Source organism: Dactylosporangium maewongense (assembly GCF_039531485.1).
GTDB lineage: Bacteria > Actinomycetota > Actinomycetes > Mycobacteriales > Micromonosporaceae > Dactylosporangium > Dactylosporangium maewongense.
In genome coordinates this window covers 424,930-443,307 of record NZ_BAAAQD010000003.1, presented here as the reverse complement: position 1 = coordinate 443,307, position 18,378 = coordinate 424,930, and the positions used below count along the sequence as shown (strand labels likewise).

The window sequence follows — 18,378 nt, the reverse complement described above, 5'->3', positions numbered from 1 at the left end:
TCCAGTGGCGGATCCGGCCGCCATGACGACCGGATCCGCTACCTGATCAAGACGGGGGAGGGACCGAGCCGGGGAGGGACGCGGCGGGGGTGGCTTCCGGCTGGATGATGGCCCGGTTGCCGATGATGCCGTTCTCCAGGTAGGTCTCGACGATGTCGTACGTGATCTGGTTGGGGTACGGGTCGTCGGGCGCGAAGTCCTTGCCGTCGACCCTGGCGATCACGACGAACGCGATGAAGTGCCCCCGGTAGTTCCAGCCGAGCTGGGTGGGGGCGCGGACGATCGCGTCGGTGCCGGTGCCCGCCCCGACGCTCATCCCGGCGAAGCGGCCCTTCTGGCCGTCGACGATGGGTTTGACGCCCTCGAACGCGGTGGCGGCGGACTTCTCGGTGTCGAGGTTGAAGATGCCGGCGGTGATCAGGTACTCCTCGTTGGGCGACTTCATCGTCGCCCGCACGACCTCGGAGCAGCCGGCGCCGGCGAGCAGGGTCGCCAGCTGGTCGGTGGCCGCGGTCTTGCAGTCGGGGGAGGCCTGCGTCTTCAGGATCAGGTACGGCGGCTCGTCCGGCACCGCGATGATGTTGTTCTGCGGGAAGACCTCGGCCTCGGTCAGCGGGTTGGGGTCGACCTGCCGGCTGCTGATGTCGCGCTTCTTCGGGCCGGCGTTGGCGGTCGAGCGGGCCGACTCGGGGCCGTTCTTCTCGTCCTTGAAGATGAACCAGGAGCCCAGGCCGCACGCGCCGAGCAGCACGATCACGCCGATGACACTGAGCGCGGCGATCCAGCGGTGCGGGCGGTGCTCGACGCCGCGGGCCGGCTCGGCCTTGGCGGTGCGGCCGCCGCCGGGGCGCCGGCTGTCGGGGCGGTCCGCGGGCCGGTTGCCGGGTGGCTCCCGTAGCGCCCGCTTGGTGCCGCCGGTGGTGTACTCGCCCGTCCCGCGGGCCGAGCCGCCGCCTGGACGCCCGCGGCGGCCGGTGCCCGACGGCTCGTCGAACGGCAGGCCGTCGTCGAGCGGGCGGCGCTGGTGGGGTGCCTCGTCGGCGCCGGGACGGCGGCGGGTCGCGGTGCCGCTCGCCTCGAACGCGGCGCTCGCCGGTTCGTAGCCGTTGCCGGTCCGGTCGAAGCCGGGGCCGGTGGGCTCGAAGCCGCGCCGCCGGGCGGTGCCGGTGTCGTCCCGCCTGTCGTCGCGCCTGTCGTCGCGCCGCAGTGGCATGTCGTCGAACCCGCGCCCCCGCACGCCGGTGTCGTCACGGCGGAGCCCGGACGTGTCGTCCCGCCGGAACCCGGAGGTCTCGTCGCGCCGGAGCCCGGACGTGTCGTCGCGGCGGAGGCCGGAGGTGTCGTCGCGGTCCGCGCCGGAGGGGGCGCCGGTGTAGAAGCCGCCGCGGCGGCCGGTGCCGGTGCCTGGCTCGGTGGAGCCGGGGCCGTAGCCCGACCCGGTGGAGGGGCCGCCGACGAACCCGGGGCCGGAGCGTTGCCGGCCGACGCCGGGCTCGGGGCCCGCTGGCTCGAAGCCACCGCGCTCCCGCCGGGCCGTGCCGGTGTCGTCGCGCCGGAACGCGGCGGGGTCCTCGGCACCGCGGGACCGCCGGCCAGGGCCGGTCTCCGTTGCGGCGGCGGCTGGTGTACCGGTGTCGAACCCACGGCGCCCCGACGTCGTCTCGGGGCCGGCGTCGCGGGCCCGCCGCCCGGCCGTCGGGCTCTCCGCGGCCCCGCCGGCCCCGCCGGCGGCGCGGCGGCCGGTGCTGTCGGGGTCGTCGAACCGGCGGCGGGCGCCCGTCGGCGAGTCGGCCTCCTCCGCGGCGCGACGGGCCCGGCGGCCACCACCCGAGCCGCTGGTCGGGCTGCCCGGGGGGCCGCTGACAGGGCCGCGGGAGCCGCCTGAGCCGCTGGTGGGGCTGCTGTCGGGGCGCATCGTCGGGAAGATCGGCACGAGCGGTGGCGGCTCGGTCGAGGTCCCCGGCGGCGTGTAGTCCGCGAGGGGCTTGATGATCGGCTCGAGGGCGGGCCCGTGCGCGTACGACTCCGAAGGGCGACCTTCCGCGGCGCGCCGGCCGGCGGGCTCGTCGTCGGTGCGCGCCCGGCGGCGGCCGCCGCGCGGCTCGGTGGTCTCCACGGGCGGTGGCGGCTCGATCGCGGCGCGTGCCGGCGGTGGCACGGTGGCCGGCCTGGGGAACACCCCGCTCGGCGAGTCGCCGCGCCCGGCCCGCGGCCCGGCGGGCTCGTCGCGCACCGGCCGGAACGCTCCACCGGCCGAGTCGTCCCGCAACGGCCGGAACGACGTCGGCTCGTCCCGCGGCCCCCGGAACGACCCGCTGGGCGAGTCGTCACGGGGCGCCCGGAAGGACCCACTGGGCGAGTCTTCACGGGGGGAACGGAAGGACCCGCTGGGCGGGTCTTCGCGGGGGGAGCGGCCCGGGCCGCCGGCGGAGTCGCGCGGCGCGCGGAAGGAGCCGCTGGGCGGGTCTTCGCGAGGTGCCCGGAACGACCCGCTAGGCGAGTCTTCGCGAGGAGCGCGGAAGGAACCGCTGGGGGAGTCGTCGCCCGGCGCCCGGCGCCGGCCGCCCTCCGGGACCCGGGGCCCGGCCGGGGGCGGCACGGCAGAGGCCCGGAACACCCCGCTGGGTGAGTCGTCGCGGGGGGAACGGCCCGGCCCCCCGGCGGCGTCGCGCGGCCCCCGGAACGACCCGCTGGGCGAGTCGTCACGCGGCGCTCGGAAGGATCCGCTGGGCGAGTCGTCACGGGGAGCGCGGAACGACCCGCTCGGCGAATCGTCCGGACGCGAACGATCACCCCGTCCTCCGCCGCGGAGATCGTCGAAGGCCGGCTCGTCGTACGACGGCGGTGGCGGCGCCGTGAACGGGTCGGGTCCGCTGCCGCGGAGACCGGCCAACCAGTTGTCGGCCTCGTCCGCCTCGTCCCGGCGGAACGAGTCGGAGCGCCGCTTCCGGCGCTGCTCGTTCCCAGAAGTCATGTCGCACAGGGTAGCCGAGACTCCTGGGAGGTGGCGTGTCGGCGATGTTTCGCACTATCCGAACGAGTGGGCCGCGAGCAGGGGCGTTCACCTCCTTGGGGACAATGCGTTGCGTCACCGGTCGAAGGAGGGGCATCGTGTCCGGCGAGCACTACTTCACCGCGGAGCCGGCGGCCGCCGAAACCCGGCACGCCGTCGAGTTCACCGTCGACGACCAGGAGTTTCGCCTGGTGGCGTCGGCCGGGGTGTTCTCCGCGAACCGCCTGGACCCGGGCACCGCCGTGCTGCTGCAGCGCGCCCCGCTGCCGGACGCGGCGGAGACCGGGCCGCTGCTGGACCTCGGCTGCGGGTACGGCCCGATCGCCGCGGTCCTGTCCCGCAACGCGCCGCGGGCGACGATCTACGCCGTCGACGTCAACCAGCGGGCCCTGGAGCTCGCGCGGGAGAACACGGGCCCGAACGTGGTCACCGCGCTGCCCGGCGACGTGCCGGACACTGTCGGGTTCACGCAGATCTGGTCCAACCCGCCGATCCGGATCGGCAAGCCGGAGCTGCACGCGCTGCTGCTGCGCTGGCTGCCCCGGCTGGCCCCGGACGGCGTCGCGTGGCTGGTCGTGGCCAAGAACCTCGGCGCCGACTCGCTCCAGCGGTGGCTGGAGGAGCAGGGGTTCAGCGCCGCCCGGCACGCCAACCACAAGGGCTTCCGGATCTTCGAAGTCAGAAAAGCGGGCGACGGACCGGCGGACGCGGCGCAGAATTCCTGACTCGTGGGATACGTGGACGTGGCAGGGGTCGGGCACACGCTCGCGGACGGTCGTGAGCTGTTCGCCGAGGTGTCGTTCAGGGTCGGTGAGGGCGCCAAGGTCGCGCTCGTCGGGCCGAACGGCGCGGGCAAGACGACGCTGCTGAAGATGGTGGCCGGTGACCTGCCGGTGCGGACCGGTGCGATCGCGCGCTCCGGCGGGCTCGGCGTGATGCGCCAGTTCATCGGCATGATCGGCGACGACCGCACCCTGTACGACCTGGCGCTGCAGCTCGCCCCGGACGGCCTCAGGAAGGCGGGGGAGCGGCTGCACGCCGCCGAGGTCGCCATGCACGCCGAGGGCACCGAGAAGGCGCAGCTGCGGTACGCGAACGCGCTCGCCGCGTGGGGTGAGGCCGGCGGGTACGACGCCGAGGTCCTCTTCGACACGGTGAGTGTCGCCGCGTTGAACAAGCCGTGGGACGAGACCCGGGACCGGCCGGTGCGGACCCTGTCCGGCGGGCAGCAGAAGCGGTTCGCCCTGGAGCTGCTGCTGCGCGGCGACGACGAGGTGCTGCTGCTCGACGAGCCCGACAACTTCCTGGACGTGCCGGGGAAGCGCTGGCTGGAGGATCGGCTGCGCGAGTCGGCGAAGTCCGTCCTGTACGTGTCGCACGACCGTGAGCTGCTCGCCAGGTCCGCGGACCGGGTCGTCGCGGTCGAGGGCGGCTCGGCGTGGGTGCATCCGGGTGGGTTCGCCTCGTGGCACGAGGCGCGGGTCGCCCGGCACGAGCGCCTCGACGAGCTGCGCCGCCGCTGGGACGAGGAGCACCAGAAGCTCAAGGACCTGGTCCTCATGTACAAGACGAAGGCCGCCTACAACGACGGGCTCGCCTCGCGGTATCAGGCGGCGCAGACGCGGCTGAAGAAGTTCGAGGAGGCGGGACCGCCGCCGACCCCGCCGAAGGACCAGGACATCCGCATGCGGCTGTCGGGCGGGCGCACCGGCAAACGCGCCGTCATGTGCGAGCAGCTCGAGCTGGACGGCCTGACGTACCCGTTCGACCTGGAGATCTGGTACGGCGACCGGGTCGCGGTCCTCGGCGGCAACGGCACCGGCAAGTCGCACTTCCTGCGGCTGCTCGCCCGCGGCGGCACCGACCCGGACCCGACGCAGACCCCGATCGGCGTGCAGATCGCGCCGGTCGCGCACGGCGGGCAGGTGCGGCTCGGCGCGCGGGTGCGCCCGGGTCACTTCTCGCAGACGCACGACCGTCCGGAGCTGCTCGACAAGACGCTCGTGGAGATCCTGTGGCGGGGCGACGACTGGCGGACCGGGCTGCCGCGGCCGCAGGCGATGCCGGCGCTGTCACGGTACGAGCTGGCGGCGCAGGCCGACCAGCGCTTCGGCACCCTGTCCGGCGGCCAGCAGGCCAGGTTCCTGGTGCTGCTGCTGGAGCTGTCCGGGGCGACGCTGCTGCTGCTCGACGAGCCGACGGACAACCTGGACCTGGCCAGCGCCGAGGCCCTGGAGGAGGGGCTGCGCACCTTCGACGGGACGGTGATCGCCGTGACGCACGACCGCTGGTTCAGCCGGTCGTTCGACCGGTTCGTGCTGTTCCGGGCCGACGGTGAGGTCGTGGAGGTGCCGGAGCCGGTGTGGGAGGGGCGCGGCTGACGTCCTGACGGACGCGTTGTCCGTGGCGCTGCGTCACCGCGTGCTCACATAGCCCGGTGAATCCCTCTGTTGTGCTCACCGTCGGCGCGTCCGACTCGTCCGGTGGTTCCGGAATACAGGCTGACCTGCGCACCCTCGCCGCGATGCGGATGCACGGGGCGTCGGTCGTGACGGCGGTGGTGTCGCGGAACACGCGCGGCACCACCGATGTGTTCCCCCAGCCGACGACCGTGGTGTCGGGGCAGCTCGGCAGCGTCCTGGAGGACCTGCCGGTCGCGGCGGTCAAGACCGGCATGTTCCCCAACCCGGAGACGGCGGTCGCGGTCGCCGCGAGGGCCCGGTCGGGCGCGCTGCCGAACCTCGTCGTCGACCCGGTCCTGGAGGCGGCCGGCGGCGGGTCCAGGAGGGGCCTCGCCGCGGCGGTGGAGCGGCTCCTGCCGCACGCGCTGGTCGCCACCCCCAACCGGGAGGAGGCGTCGCTGCTGGTCGGCTGGGAGGTCGTGACGCCCGCCGACATGGCGAAGGCGGCGGCGCAGCTGTCGTCGGGGGGTCCGCGGTACGTGGTGATCACCGGGGGTGACTTCGTCACCGGCGACGACGCGGTCGACATGATGTGGGCCGACGGCGCGGCGCGGCTGCTGCACAGCCCGCGGGTCGCCAGCCGCAACACCGACGGCTCCGGCGCGACGTTCGCGACGGCGGTCGCGGCGCGGCTCGCCATGGGTGACGACCCGGTCGAGGCGGTCACCTGGTCGAAGGGGTTCGTCGGCAGGGCGATCAGCGACGCCGCGGACTGGCGGATCGGCGCCGGCACCGGACCCATCGACCAGTTCGGGTGGTCGTCACTCACCCTCCGCTGACGCCGGCAAGACCGGGCATGATGACGGGATGGACGAGAAGACGTTGATCCACCAGATCTCGGCGCTTGTGGACGACGAGCACAAGCTGAGGACCCAGCTGCAGGCGGGCAAGATCTCCGAGGACGAGGAGCACGAGCGGCTCCGCGCCATCGAGGAGCAGCTCGACCAGCTGTGGGACCTGCTGCGCCGCCGCCGGGCGGCGAAGCTGCAGGGTGTCGCCCCCGACGAGGTCGAGCCGCACGCGGTCGACGAGGTCGAGCACTACCTGCAGTAGCGGGGCCGTCGCCGGCCGCCTGCCTCAGTCGATGCGGAGGCGGTAGCCGCGTTTGACGACCGTCTGCACGAACGCGGGGCCGCCGAGGGCGGCACGCAGGCGGGCGACGGCCATCTCGACGGCGTGCTCGTCGGCGCCGCGGGGCAGCTCACGCAGCAGCGCTGCCCGGGACAGGACCCGCCCGGGCGACGCGGCGAGCGCCCGCAGCACCGCCATGGGGCCGGGGGCGAGCGGCTTCAGCGTGCCGTCGATGATCGCGGCGTGCCCGCGCAGCGTGACCGCGGCACCCGCGACGTGCAGCGTCGGGGCGCGCTTGGGCAGCTCGTCGACGAGGATGCGCACGAGCGCGCCCAGGCGGGCCCGCTGCGGCGCCGCCACGGGCACGCCGAGGCGTTGCAGCGGCGCGGCGGTGACCGGGCCCACGCACGCGGCCAGGACGTCGGTCCGCAGCGCCTCCAGGACGTCGGGGGCGTCGGGGCCGGCCACCCGCAGCAGCGAGCTGACGGCGGGCGCGGACGTGAACGTGACCGAGTCGACCAGCCGCGAGCAGATCAGGTCGACGAGCCGCCGCAGCGGCGCGGGGTCGACGGGCGGGGCCCACCGGTACACCGGGATCTCCACCACGATCGCCCCGGCGTCGCGCAACGCGGTCGTGAACTCGGGGTGCGGCTCACCGTGCAGCTGCAGCGCGATCCGCCGGCCCGCGATCCCGCCCGGGAACCCGCCGCCGAGGAGGAAGTCGAGGACCTCGTCGCAGCTCTCCGTCTCCGGGGACCAGGCCTCGAGCATGCCGGCGGCGCGGACGGCACCCTTCGCCTTCGGGCCGCGGGCGATGAGGAACGCGTCGTTGAGCCGGGCCCGCAGCGACTCGGCGAGCCCCCAGCCCTCGGCGGCCTCTAACCAGCCGCGCAGCCCGATGCCGGTCGTCGCGATCACGATCTCCGGCGCGACGTCGACGCAGGACACGGTCGCGGCCTTCAGCTCGGTGTCGTCGGCGACCGGCACGATCCGCAGCGCCGGCGCGAGCACGACCCGGGCGCCGCGGCGCTCCAGCAGGGCGCTGAGCTCGTCGCGCCGCCGGTCGGCGGTCACCGCGACCGTGAACCCGGCGAGGGGCAGGTCCTCACCCGACATCGGCTTGGCCTCCAAAACGCTGGCCGCGCTCACGTAGCGGCCTCGGCCGCCGCCAGCTCGACCGCGGCCACTTCGACGAGGCCGTCGCGGACGCGCACCGGGTAGACGGGCACCCGCACCCCGGGCTGGTCGAGGCATTCGCCGCTGCGCAGGTCGAACGCCTGCTTGTGCATCGGCGACGCGACCGTCGGCACGTCGCCACGGCTGCCGACGATCCCGCGGGACAGCACCGCGGCGCCGCTGATCGGGTCGAGGTTGCCGATCGCGTGCACGTCACCGTCGTACGTGCGGAACAGCGCCACCTGCGCCCCGTCGACCAGCGCGGCGACGCCACGCTCCGGCTCCAGGCGGGGGAAGGGGCACACGACGGTCCACTTCATGAGCGCACTCCAAGGACGACGGGGACGGGCTGGCCGCGTTCGGAAGCGAACGTGATCGTCGGGTCGGGGGTGTCCGGCGCGTTGACGAACGACACGAACCGGGCGAGCCGCTCAGGGTCGCCGATCGTCGCCCGCCACTCGTCGACGTAGGACCCGACGTGGTGCGCCATCATCGATTCGAGCTCGCCGGCGATGCCGAGGGAGTCCTCGACGATGACGGCCTTCAGGTAGTCCAGGCCGCCGTCCATCGCCTCGATCCACGCCGACGTGCGCTGCAGCCGGTCGGCGGTGCGGATGTAGAACATCAGGAACCGGTCGACGAGCCGGATCAGCTCCTCGGTGGTGAGGTCGCCCGCGATCAGGTCGGCGTGGCGGGGCCGGAAGCCGCCGTTGCCGCCGACGTACAGGTTCCAGCCGTTGTCGGTGGCGATGATGCCGAAGTCCTTGCCCTTCGCCTCCGCGCACTCCCGCGCGCAGCCCGACACGGCCGACTTCAGCTTGTGCGGCGCGCGCAGCCCGCGGTACCGCAGCTCCAGCTCGACGGCGAGCCCGACGGAGTCCTGCACGCCGTACCGGCACCAGGTCGACCCGACGCACGACTTCACGGTCCGCAGCGCCTTGCCGTAGGCGTGCCCGGACTCGAAGCCGGCGGCGACGAGCCGGTGCCAGATCGCCGGCAGCTGCTCGACGCGGGCGCCGAGCAGGTCGATGCGCTGCCCGCCGGTGATCTTCGTGTACAGGTTGAAGTCGCGGGCGACCTCGCCGATGACGATCAGCTTGTCGGGGGTGATCTCCCCGCCGGGGATCCGCGGGATCACCGAGTAGGTGCCGTTGCGCTGGATGTTGGCCAGGAAGTGGTCGTTGGTGTCCTGCAGCGCCGCCTGCTCGCCGTCCAGGACGTAGTCGTTGTGCAGCGACGCGAGGATCGAGGCGACCGTCGGCTTGCAGATGTCGCAGCCGCGCCCCGTGCCGTGCTCGGCGACGAGCTGCGAGAACGTGCGGATGCCGCGGACCCGGATGATGTCGAAGAGCTCCGCCCGCGACTGGGTGAAGTGCTCGCACAGCGCCTTGCTGGGCGCGACGCCGCCCTCGGCGAGCAGCTGCTTCAGCAGCGGCACGCACGAGCCGCAGCTGGTGCCGGCGCGGGTGCACGCCTTCAACTCCGCCACGTCGGTGCAGCCCTGCTCGTGGATCGCCGTGGTGATCTGGCCCTTGGTGACGGCGTTGCAGGAGCAGATCTGCGCGTCCTCGGACAGCGCCGCGCGGGGCGCGTCACCGGCGAGCAGCGCGAGGGGCGACGCGGGCAGCGGGCCGCCGACGCTGGCCCGCAGCGCCGGGTACGAGCCGGCGTCGCCGACGAGGATGCCGCCGAGCAGCGTCTGCGCGTCGTCGGACAGGATCAGCTTCGCGTACGTGCCGCTCGCCGGGTCGAGGTAGACGACGTCGAGCAGGTCGGTGCGCAGCGCGTCGCCGAAGCTGGCGACGTCGACGCCGAGCAGCTTCAGCTTCGTCGACGTGTCCGCGCCCGGGAACGACGCCTCGCCGCCGAGGAGCCGGTCCGCGACGACCTCCGCCATCGCGTAGCCGGGCGCGACGAGGCCGTAGCAGCGGCCGTCGATCTCGGCGCACTCGCCGATCGCGTACACCGCCGGGTCCTCGGTGCGGCAGGCCTCGTCGACGACGATCCCGCCGCGCGCCCCCGTCGGGAGGCCCATCGTGCGGGCCAGCTCGTCGCGCGGCCGGATGCCGGCCGCCACCACGACGATGTCGGCCGGGATGTGCGCCCCGTCGGACAGGGTCAGCGCGAGCGTCGCGTTGACCGTCTGGGTCTGGCGGATCGCGGTGGTCGCCGCGCCCAGGTGCACCCGGACGCCGAGGTCCTCCACGTACTTGCGCAGGACCGCGCCGCCGGCCTCGTCGACCTGCACCGGCATCAGCCGCGGCGCGAACTCGATCACGTGCGTGCGCAGGCCCAGCAGGCGCAGCGCGTTCGCCGCCTCCAGGCCGAGCAGGCCACCGCCGATGACCGCGCCGACCTCGCGACCCTGGGCGTGCGCCCGGATCGCCTCCAGGTCGTCGAGGGTGCGGTAGACGAAGACGCCCGGCTGGTCGACGCCGGTGATCGGCGGCACGAACGCCGACGAGCCCGTCGCCAGGACCAGCGCGTCGTACTCGTACATGGCCCGCGCGGTGGTGACCTTGCGGGCGGCCCGGTCGATCGCCAGGGCCGGCTCGCCGAGGTGCAGGTCGACGCCGTCCGGCACGTCGTAGGTGAGCTCCTCGGCGGACACGCCGTCGAAGAACGCCGACAGCCGCACCCGGTCGTACGCGGAACGGCTCTCCTCGGCGAGAACCGTGATCTCCCAGGCGTTCCCGGTGTCCCGGGCGCGGAGCGCCTCCAGGAACCTGTTCCCGACCATGCCGTGACCGACAACGACGACCTTCATGGCCAAAAGGCTGACGCCGGGCGGTTTCGCTCCAGGGTCCCAAATGTTTCGCGCCTGCTAAGAGCGCCTCACTAGAGCGTTGAGCAGGACGTTACGGCGCAGCCACAGCCTGGTGAAGGTTGTGCCAGATCGTCCCACGGTACGGTTCGACGATCTGCTCGCGGGGGTAGACAGTAACGGACCCCAATATGAGGAGGAACCAGATGCGCTCGACCGCCAAGGTCACCATCGTGGCCATGACGGCGCTGGGCGTCGGGCTCGCCGGCTGCAGCGGCGAAGCCGGCACCCCCGGCGCCGGTGCCAGCGGCAAGACCTCGGCCGGTGCCTCGGCGGGGGCTCCGGGCGGCTCGGCCGGCGCCACGTCCGGCACCCCCGGCGGCACGTCCGGGACCGGCGCCGCGGCGCCGTGCCTCGTCGGCACCTGGAAGGCGACCGGGCTCGACGGCAAGCTCAGCGGACCCGTCACCGGGACCTTCACCGGCGGCGGCGGCACCACGCTGACCGTCGACAGCGCCGGCAAGGCCCAGGTCGACTTCGGCGCCATGAAGCCGGTCACCTTCGCGTTCACCGTCTCCGGCGGCGACGTCAAGGGCAGCTTCGGCTACGGCGGCAAGGTCAACGGCACCGTCAAGACCCCGTCGGCGGCGACCGGCACGTGGGAGCCCGTCGGCACTGTCGACTTCAGCACCCTCACCGTCACCGTCGACCTGACCAGCCCCGCCGCGGTCCGGGTGGCCGACAAGACCTCCATCGCCGACTTCGCCGGCACCGGCACCGCGGACACCGGCGGCGCCGTCGACGCCCAGCCCGTCCTGAAGAAGAGCAGCTACGACTGCTCGGGCGGCACCACCCTGAAGCTCGGCCCGCCGCAGGGCGGCCCGGACACCGGCACCTGGATCTTCACCAAGGCCTAGCAGCCGATCTCTGCTCCGCGGGCGGCCGTCCGGTTCTCACAACCGGGCGGCCGCCGACGTGGGGGAAACGTTTCGGTCAGGACAAGAAGCGGTGCGCGCGACCGAAACGTGGCGTCCTTAACTTCCGCGTCATGACTCTCGCCGTGGAAACCACCGAGCCTGGCGCACAGCCCCCGGCCCCCCGCCGCGGCGGCCGCTGGATCAGCGACTGGCGGCCAGAAGACCGCACCTTCTGGGAGGACGGCGGCGCGAAGATCGCGCGGCGCAACCTCATCGTCTCCATCCTGTCGGAGCACATCGGCTTCTCCATCTGGAGCCTGTGGTCGGTCTTCGTGCTCTTCCTCGGCCCGAAGTACGGCTTCGACCCGGCCCAGAAATTCCTGCTCACCAGCGCCCCGACGCTCGTCGGCGCGGTGCTGCGGCTGCCCTACACGTTCGCCGTCGCCACCTTCGGCGGCCGCAACTGGACCATCTTCAGCGCCCTCATGCTGCTGGTGCCGAGCATCCTGGCCGGCATCATCCTGGAGCCCGGCGTCTCCTTCACCACCCTGCTGATCGTGGCGTCCGTCGCCGGCGTCGGCGGCGGCAACTTCGCCTCCTCGATGGCCAACATCAACGCCTTCTACCCGCAGCGGCTGAAGGGCTGGGCGCTCGGCATCAACGCCGGCGGCGGCAACATCGGCGTCCCCGCCGTCCAGCTCGTCGGCCTGCTCGTCCTCGCGACCGCCGGCGCCGGTCACCCGCGCCTCATCATCCTGATCTACCTGCCGCTCATCGTGATCGCGGCGACCCTCGCGGCGCTGTACATGGACAACCTCGCGCACGCCGCGAACGACCGGCGGGCCATGCGTGACGTGATCAAGGACCGCCACGCGTGGATCATGTCACTGCTGTACATCGGCACGTTCGGCTCGTTCATCGGCTTCGGCTTCGCGTTCGGCCAGGTGCTCCTCGTGCAGTTCAAGTCCGACTTCGACACCCCGGTGAAGGCGGCCTACCTCACATTCCTCGGCCCGCTGCTCGGCTCGCTCATCCGCCCCGTCGGCGGCCTCCTCGCCGACCGCTTCGGCGGCGCCAGGATCACCTTCTGGAACTTCGTCGGCATGGCCCTCGGCGCCACCCTGGTGCTCACCGCGTCGCGGCAGCACTCCCTGCCGCTGTTCCTGACCGGGTTCATCGCGCTGTTCGTCTTCAGCGGCATCGGCAACGGGTCGACCTACAAGATGATCCCGGCGATCTTCCGCGCCAAGTACCCCACGGACGAGAACCAGTCCCGGCGGCTCGCCACCGCGCTCATCGGCGTCGCCGGCGCGATCGGCGCGGCCGGGGGCGTGCTGGTCAACCTCGCGTTCCGGCAGTCGTTCCTCGCGTACAAGACCGGTGACGGTGCGTACATCGCCTTCCTCGCCTTCTACGCCGTCTGCTTCGCCGTCACCTGGTTCGTCTACCTCCGCAGGTCACCCGGCAGGCTCGAGGGGGTCTGAGGCCGTTTTGACTCGCACAACAGCGGCCCGGTATCGTGGACCGCTGTTGTGCGATGACAAGGCGTCCCCACTGTTCGGGTACGCTAGGTGGTCGTGCGCCCCTTTAGCGCCGCCATGAGAGCGCACCCCAGAACCGACGACGTGGAAGACAAGGTAGACCTGTGGGTACGTACAGCCCGAAGCCGGGTGAAATCGAGCGCGTGTGGCACGTGATCGACGCGTCGGACGTAGTGCTCGGCCGCCTGGCCACGCACGCCGCCACGCTGCTGCGCGGTAAGCACAAGCCGACGTTCGCCCCGCACGTTGACACCGGCGACTTCGTCATCGTGATCAACGCCGGCAAGGTGGCGCTGACCGGCAACAAGCGGCAGACCAAGGTCGCCTACCGCCACTCGGGTTTCCCGGGTGGGCTCAAGAAGGTGGGCTACGAGGAGCTGCTGACCAAGAACCCGGAGCGGGCGATCGAGCTGGCCGTCAAGGGCATGCTCCCGCACAACCGCCTCGGCGCCCGGCAGATCCGGAAGCTGAAGGTCTACGCGGGCGCCGAGCACCCGCACGCCGCGCAGCTGCCCCAGCCGTTCGAGATCAAGCAGATCGCGCAGTGAGCGCGGACGAAGGACTGAGCGTGACCGACGAGACCGTCGAGACCATCGACACCGAGGCCGCTGAGCCGGCCGCTGCTGCTGTCGCCACCGTCGAGACCCCCGCCGTTGAGGCGACGGCCAAGGTCCCGACCCGTTCCCGCCGCGCCGGCCAGCCGATCCAGACCGTTGGCCGCCGCAAGGAGGCCATCGTCCGGGTCCGCCTGGTTCCCGGCACCGGCAAGTTCCTCCTCAACGGCCGCGAGCTGGAGAACTACTTCCCCAGCAAGGTCCACCAGCAGTCCGTCAAGGAGCCGCTGGTGATCGTCGAGAAGCTCGAGCAGTTCGACGTGTTCGCCAACCTGCGTGGCGGCGGCACCACCGGCCAGGCCGGCGGCCTGCGCCTCGCGATCGCCCGTGCGCTCGTCGAGAACGACCCCGACGACCGTCCGGCGCTGAAGAAGGCCGGCTTCCTCACCCGTGACGCCCGCGCCACCGAGCGCAAGAAGTACGGTCTGAAGAAGGCCCGTAAGGCTCCGCAGTACTCGAAGCGCTAACCAAGCTTCGCGGCCGGGTGCACCCTGGAGGTGTACCCGGCCGGTTTGCGTTCGCGGCCCTTTCGGATCGACGGTTCGCGGCCTAAAAGCTCAACGGAGGTATCGCAGTGGGGCGACTCTTCGGCACCGACGGCGTCCGCGGACGCGCCAACGCCGACCTGACTCCCGAGCTGGCAATGGCCGTCGCCATCGCCGCGACCCAGGCGCTGTTCGAGCGCGACCACTCCCACGCGCCCCTGGCGGTCGTGGGCCGCGACCCGCGGGCCAGCGGGGAGATGCTGGAGGCGGCCGTCGTCGCCGGCCTCACCAGCGCCGGCGCCAACGTGATCCGCGTCGGCGTCCTGCCCACCCCGGCCGTCGCCTACCTCACCGGCGTGCTGTCCGCCGACATCGGCGTGATGCTGTCCGCGTCGCACAACCCGATGCCCGACAACGGCGTCAAGCTCTTCGCCGCCGGCGGTCACAAGCTCCCCGACGAGGTCGAGGACGAGATCGAGCGGCTCATGACCGAAGGCACCAAGGTGCGCCCCACCGGCGCCGGTGTCGGCCGCGTCACCGACCTCGACGACGGCGAGGACCGCTACGTCCGGCACCTGCTGACGTCGCTGCCCGGCCCGCTCGTCGAGCTCAAGGTCGTCGTCGACTGCGCCAACGGCGCCGCCTCCTCCGCCGCCCCCGAGGCGTACCGGCGGGCCGGCGCGTCCGTCGTCGCGATCAACGCGGACCCCGACGGGCTCAACATCAACGAGAACTGCGGCTCCAACCACCTCGAGCAGCTCCGTGCCGCCGTCGTCGAGCACGGCGCCGACCTCGGCATCGCCCACGACGGCGACGCCGACCGCTGCCTCGCCGTCACCGCCGACGGTGACGAGGTCGACGGCGACCAGATCATGGCAGTCCTCGCCCTCGCCATGCGCGACGGCGGCCACCTCAAGGACGACACGCTCGTCGCCACCGTCATGAGCAACCTCGGCCTGAAGATCGCCATGGCCGACGCCGGCATCCGGCTTCTCGAGACCCGCGTCGGCGACCGGTACGTCCTCGACGAGCTCCGCGCGAAGGGCCTCGCCCTCGGCGGCGAGCAGAGCGGGCACATCGTCATGCCCGCCTTCGCGACCACCGGCGACGGCGTGCTCACCGCCCTGCACCTCATGGGCCGCATGACCGGCACTGGCCGGACCCTCGCCGACCTCGCCTCCGTCGTCCAGCGGCTGCCGCAGGTCCTGATCAACGTGCCCGTCGGCGACCGCGCCGCGGCCGCCAAGGCCGCCCAGGTCCTCGACGCCGCGAAGCAGGTCGAGGCGGAGCTCGGCGGCGCCGGCCGGGTCCTGCTCCGCCCGTCGGGCACCGAGCAGCTCGTCCGGGTCATGGTCGAGGCGTCCACCCTGGCGATCGCCCGCGAGGCCGCCGAGCGCATCGCCGCCATCGTCCGCACTGTCTCTCCCGTCTCTCCCGTCTAGCCCCCGGCTCAGCTCGCTTTCCGGGTCACGCGCGGTGGCGGCGGTCGTCTCGTACCGACGCCGCCATGGCCGACATGAAGGGGTCTACTCGGGAGTAACGTGCGGCGCATGACTGACGCCCGCACCGTTCTCGTCACCGGCGCATCCCGCGGCATCGGCAAGGCGACCGCCGTCGCCTTCGCCGCGCAGGGCTGCAACGTCGTGCTCACCTCCCGGGACCAGGAGGCGCTCGACGCCGTCGCGGAGGAGATCCGCGCCGCCCATCCGTCCGCGGGGGTGCTCGCCCACGCCGCGCACGCCGCAGAGCCCGACCAGGCCGGCGCCGCCGTCGACGCCGCCATGGCCCGGTTCGGCGCGATCGACGTCCTGGTCAACAACGCCGGCACCAACCCGTACTTCGGCCCGCTCATGGACATCGACCCGGTCCGCGCGGAGAAGACCGCGCGGCTCAACCAGTTCGGCCCCGTGCTGTGGAGCCAGCTGGCCTGGAAGGCGTCGATGTCGTCCCGGGGCGGCGCGATCGTCAACGTCGCCTCCGTCGGCGGGCTGCTCACCGAGCCCGGCATCGGCTACTACAACGCGACGAAGGCCGCGGTCATCCACCTCACCCGCCAGCTCGCCGCCGAGCTCGCCCCGGCGGTCCGGGTCAACGGCGTCGCGCCCGGCATCGTGCGCACCAAGCTCGCCCGCGGGCTGTGGGAGAACAACGAGCAGTACCTCAGCGAGCACCTCCCGCTGGGGCGCATCGGCGAACCCGACGACATCGCCGACGTCATCACCTTCCTGGGCGGGCCGGCGTCGCGCTGGATGACGGGCCAGACGCTCGTCATCGACGGCGGCGCCCAGATCCGCTCCTCGCTGGCCTGACCTCGCCTGTCACGCGTGCTACCCCCCGGCCCGGGGGTGGCACGCGTCGCTTTCGTCCCACTGTGCGCAGGCGTCGTGCGCAATCACGACAGTTTCGAGCATCGGGCATGCTCGAATGTCTGCTACGGTACGGGACATGTGCGGAATCGTGGGGTACGCCGGTTCGCGTCCGGCCCTGACCATCGTTCTCGACGGCCTGCGCCGGCTGGAGTACCGCGGGTACGACTCCGCCGGGGTCGCCATCGTCGACGACGTCCTGCGCACCGCCAAGCGCGCCGGCAAGCTCGCCAACCTCGAGAAGGCCCTGCAGAGCGAGGACGGCCTCGACACCGGCACCACCGGCATCGGCCACACCCGCTGGGCCACCCACGGCGGCCCCACCGACCGCAACGCACACCCGCACCGCTCCGTCGACGGCCGGGTCGCCGTCATCCACAACGGCATCATCGAGAACTTCGCGAAGCTGCGCACCGAGCTGGAGCAGCAGGGCATCGAGTTCGCCAGCGACACCGACACCGAGTGCGCGGCGCACCTGCTGAGCTTCGAGGTCTCCCGCAGCTCGGTGGAAGACCCCGCCGAGCGGCTGGCCGACGCGATGCGGGCCGTCTGCCGCCGCCTCGAAGGCGCGTTCACGCTGCTCGCCGTCGACGCCCAGGCCCCGGGCGCCGTCGTCGGCGCGCGCCGCAACTCGCCGCTCGTCGTCGGCCGCGGCGAGGGCGAGAACTACCTCGCCAGCGACGTCGCCGCGTTCATCGAACACACCCGCGAGGCCGTCGAGCTCGGCCAGGACCAGGTCGTGCTGATCACCGGCGACGCCATCGTGATCACCGACTTCCTCGGCAACCCCGCCGAGGGCAAGGACTTCCACATCAACTGGGACATCTCCGCCGCCGAGAAGAGCGGCTACGACTACTTCATGCTCAAGGAGATCGCCGAGCAGCCGCACGCCGTCGCCGAGACCCTCCTCGGGCGGCTCAACGAGCAGGGCGACCTGCTGCTCGACGAGGTGCGCCTCACCGACCAGGACCTCCGCGACGTCGACAAGGTCTTCATCGTCGCGTGCGGCACCGCGTACCACGCCGGCATGGTCGCCAAGTACGCGATCGAACACTGGACCCGCATCCCCTGCGAGGTCGAGCTCGCCAGCGAGTTCCGCTACCGCGATCCCGTCCTGGACCGCTCCACGCTCGTCGTGGCCATCTCCCAGTCCGGCGAGACCATGGACACCCTCATGGCCCTGCGGCACGCGAAGGAACAGAAGGCCCGCGTCCTGGCCATCTGCAACACCAACGGCTCCACCATCCCGCGCGAGTCCGACGCCGTCCTGTACACCCACGCCGGCCCCGAGATCGCGGTCGCCTCGACCAAGGCGTTCCTGACCCAGCTCGTCGCCTGCTACCTGGTCGGCCTGCACCTCGCGCAGGTCCGCGGCATCAAGTACGCCGACGAGGTCGGCGCCGTCGTCGCGCAGCTGCAGGAGATGCCGCAGAAGGTCGAGCAGGTCCTGGCGATGATGGAGCCGATCCGCAAGCTCGCCCGGGAGCTCGCCGACGCCAAGAGCGTCCTGTTCATCGGCCGGCACGTCAGCTACCCGGTCGCCCTCGAAGGCGCGCTCAAGCTCAAGGAGCTCGCCTACATGCACGCCGAAGGGTTCGCCGCCGGCGAGCTGAAGCACGGCCCGATCGCCCTCATCGACGAAGGCACCCCCGTCGTGTGTGTGGTGCCGTCGCCCCGGGGCCGCGGCGTCCTGCACGACAAGGTCGTCTCCAACATCCAGGAGGTACGGGCGCGGGGCGCTCGCACGATCGTGATCGCCGAAGACGGCGACACGGCGGTCGAACCCTACGCCGACCACCTCTTCCACGTGCCGGTCACCCCGACGCTCCTGGCGCCGCTGGTCACGACCGTGCCGCTGCAGGTCCTCGCCTGCGAGATCGCGTCGGCCCGCGGACACGACGTCGACCAGCCGCGCAACCTGGCCAAGTCGGTTACCGTCGAATAGGCGTATGTGACAGGCTTGGCGCTG

Annotated in this window: 15 protein-coding genes; 11 read left to right on the top strand and 4 right to left on the bottom strand. The window is 72.6% G+C overall.

The window, feature by feature from the left end:
• Positions 1-46 precede the first annotated feature (46 nt).
• Positions 47-2,233 (bottom strand): hypothetical protein, encoded by a 2,187-nt coding sequence (locus tag ABD332_RS11635; RefSeq protein WP_344501820.1) that lies wholly within the window; start codon positions 2,231-2,233, stop codon positions 47-49.
• 878 nt (positions 2,234-3,111) lie between these two features.
• On the opposite strand from ABD332_RS11635, the gene ABD332_RS11630 reads away from it, so the two are divergent.
• From ABD332_RS11630 to ABD332_RS11615, 4 genes are read left to right on the top strand one after another with little or no spacing between them, the layout of a single operon-like run.
• The gene (locus ABD332_RS11630; RefSeq protein WP_344501819.1) at positions 3,112-3,738 is read left to right on the top strand and encodes a class I SAM-dependent methyltransferase; all 627 of its coding nucleotides are present in this window, start codon (positions 3,112-3,114) and stop codon (positions 3,736-3,738) included.
• A gap of 3 nt (positions 3,739-3,741) precedes the next feature.
• Entirely contained in the window at positions 3,742-5,394 is a 1,653-nt protein-coding gene (locus ABD332_RS11625) for an ABC-F family ATP-binding cassette domain-containing protein (protein WP_344501818.1), read from the top strand.
• A gap of 56 nt (positions 5,395-5,450) precedes the next feature.
• A complete protein-coding gene (gene thiD / locus ABD332_RS11620; protein ID WP_344501817.1) occupies positions 5,451-6,254 on the top strand; it encodes a bifunctional hydroxymethylpyrimidine kinase/phosphomethylpyrimidine kinase in 804 nt (267 codons plus the stop codon).
• Positions 6,255-6,282: 28 nt separating this feature from the next.
• Entirely contained in the window at positions 6,283-6,528 is a 246-nt protein-coding gene (locus tag ABD332_RS11615) for a DUF2630 family protein (protein WP_344501816.1), read from the top strand.
• Positions 6,529-6,552: 24 nt separating this feature from the next.
• Here the strand turns inward: ABD332_RS11615 and ABD332_RS11610 are convergent, their stop codons facing one another.
• From ABD332_RS11610 to nirB, 3 genes are read right to left on the bottom strand one after another with little or no spacing between them, the layout of a single operon-like run.
• Positions 6,553-7,662: a uroporphyrinogen-III synthase gene (locus ABD332_RS11610; protein ID WP_344501815.1), complete on the bottom strand. Its 1,110-nt coding sequence runs from the start codon at positions 7,660-7,662 to the stop codon at positions 6,553-6,555.
• Positions 7,663-7,691: 29 nt separating this feature from the next.
• A complete protein-coding gene (nirD, locus tag ABD332_RS11605; protein ID WP_344501814.1) occupies positions 7,692-8,042 on the bottom strand; it encodes a nitrite reductase small subunit NirD in 351 nt (116 codons plus the stop codon).
• Positions 8,039-10,489: a nitrite reductase large subunit NirB gene (gene nirB / locus ABD332_RS11600; RefSeq protein WP_344501813.1), complete on the bottom strand. Its 2,451-nt coding sequence runs from the start codon at positions 10,487-10,489 to the stop codon at positions 8,039-8,041. Before nirB ends, nirD begins: the two co-directional genes overlap by 4 nt.
• Positions 10,490-10,692: 203 nt before the next feature.
• On the opposite strand from nirB, the gene ABD332_RS11595 reads away from it, so the two are divergent.
• From ABD332_RS11595 to glmS, 7 genes are all read left to right on the top strand, one after another.
• Positions 10,693-11,403, top strand: a complete 711-nt coding sequence (locus ABD332_RS11595) for a hypothetical protein (protein WP_344501812.1) — start codon at positions 10,693-10,695, stop codon at positions 11,401-11,403.
• A gap of 131 nt (positions 11,404-11,534) precedes the next feature.
• The gene (locus tag ABD332_RS11590) at positions 11,535-12,887 is read left to right on the top strand and encodes a nitrate/nitrite transporter (protein WP_344501811.1); all 1,353 of its coding nucleotides are present in this window, start codon (positions 11,535-11,537) and stop codon (positions 12,885-12,887) included.
• 161 nt (positions 12,888-13,048) lie between these two features.
• Complete coding sequence (gene rplM, locus ABD332_RS11585) at positions 13,049-13,492, top strand: 50S ribosomal protein L13 (RefSeq protein ID WP_344501810.1); 444 nt, start codon at positions 13,049-13,051, stop codon at positions 13,490-13,492.
• A gap of 44 nt (positions 13,493-13,536) precedes the next feature.
• On the top strand, positions 13,537-14,025 hold the full coding sequence (gene rpsI, locus ABD332_RS11580) for a 30S ribosomal protein S9 (RefSeq protein WP_344501919.1): 489 nt from the start codon (positions 13,537-13,539) through the stop codon (positions 14,023-14,025).
• 107 nt (positions 14,026-14,132) lie between these two features.
• On the top strand, positions 14,133-15,485 hold the full coding sequence (gene glmM, locus ABD332_RS11575; protein WP_344501809.1) for a phosphoglucosamine mutase: 1,353 nt from the start codon (positions 14,133-14,135) through the stop codon (positions 15,483-15,485).
• 108 nt (positions 15,486-15,593) lie between these two features.
• Positions 15,594-16,352, top strand: coding sequence for an SDR family oxidoreductase (locus ABD332_RS11570; protein WP_344501808.1), 759 nt, complete (start codon positions 15,594-15,596; stop codon positions 16,350-16,352).
• A gap of 136 nt (positions 16,353-16,488) precedes the next feature.
• A complete protein-coding gene (gene glmS / locus ABD332_RS11565; protein WP_344501807.1) occupies positions 16,489-18,354 on the top strand; it encodes a glutamine--fructose-6-phosphate transaminase (isomerizing) in 1,866 nt (621 codons plus the stop codon).
• Positions 18,355-18,378 lie beyond the last annotated feature (24 nt).

Bases quoted from the DNA above. Each gene is read 5' to 3' on its own strand.
- ABD332_RS11615 (WP_344501816.1), top strand. From the start codon at position 6,283: ATGGACGAGAAGACGTTGATCCACCAGATCTCGGCGCTTGTGGACGAC.
- ABD332_RS11610 (WP_344501815.1), bottom strand. From the start codon at position 7,662: ATGTCGGGTGAGGACCTGCCCCTCGCCGGGTTCACGGTCGCGGTGACC.
- nirD (WP_344501814.1), bottom strand. From the start codon at position 8,042: ATGAAGTGGACCGTCGTGTGCCCCTTCCCCCGCCTGGAGCCGGAGCGT.
- nirB (WP_344501813.1), bottom strand. From the start codon at position 10,489: ATGAAGGTCGTCGTTGTCGGTCACGGCATGGTCGGGAACAGGTTCCTG.
- ABD332_RS11595 (WP_344501812.1), top strand. From the start codon at position 10,693: ATGCGCTCGACCGCCAAGGTCACCATCGTGGCCATGACGGCGCTGGGC.
- ABD332_RS11590 (WP_344501811.1), top strand. From the start codon at position 11,535: ATGACTCTCGCCGTGGAAACCACCGAGCCTGGCGCACAGCCCCCGGCC.
- ABD332_RS11570 (WP_344501808.1), top strand. From the start codon at position 15,594: ATGACTGACGCCCGCACCGTTCTCGTCACCGGCGCATCCCGCGGCATC.
- glmS (WP_344501807.1), top strand. From the start codon at position 16,489: ATGTGCGGAATCGTGGGGTACGCCGGTTCGCGTCCGGCCCTGACCATC.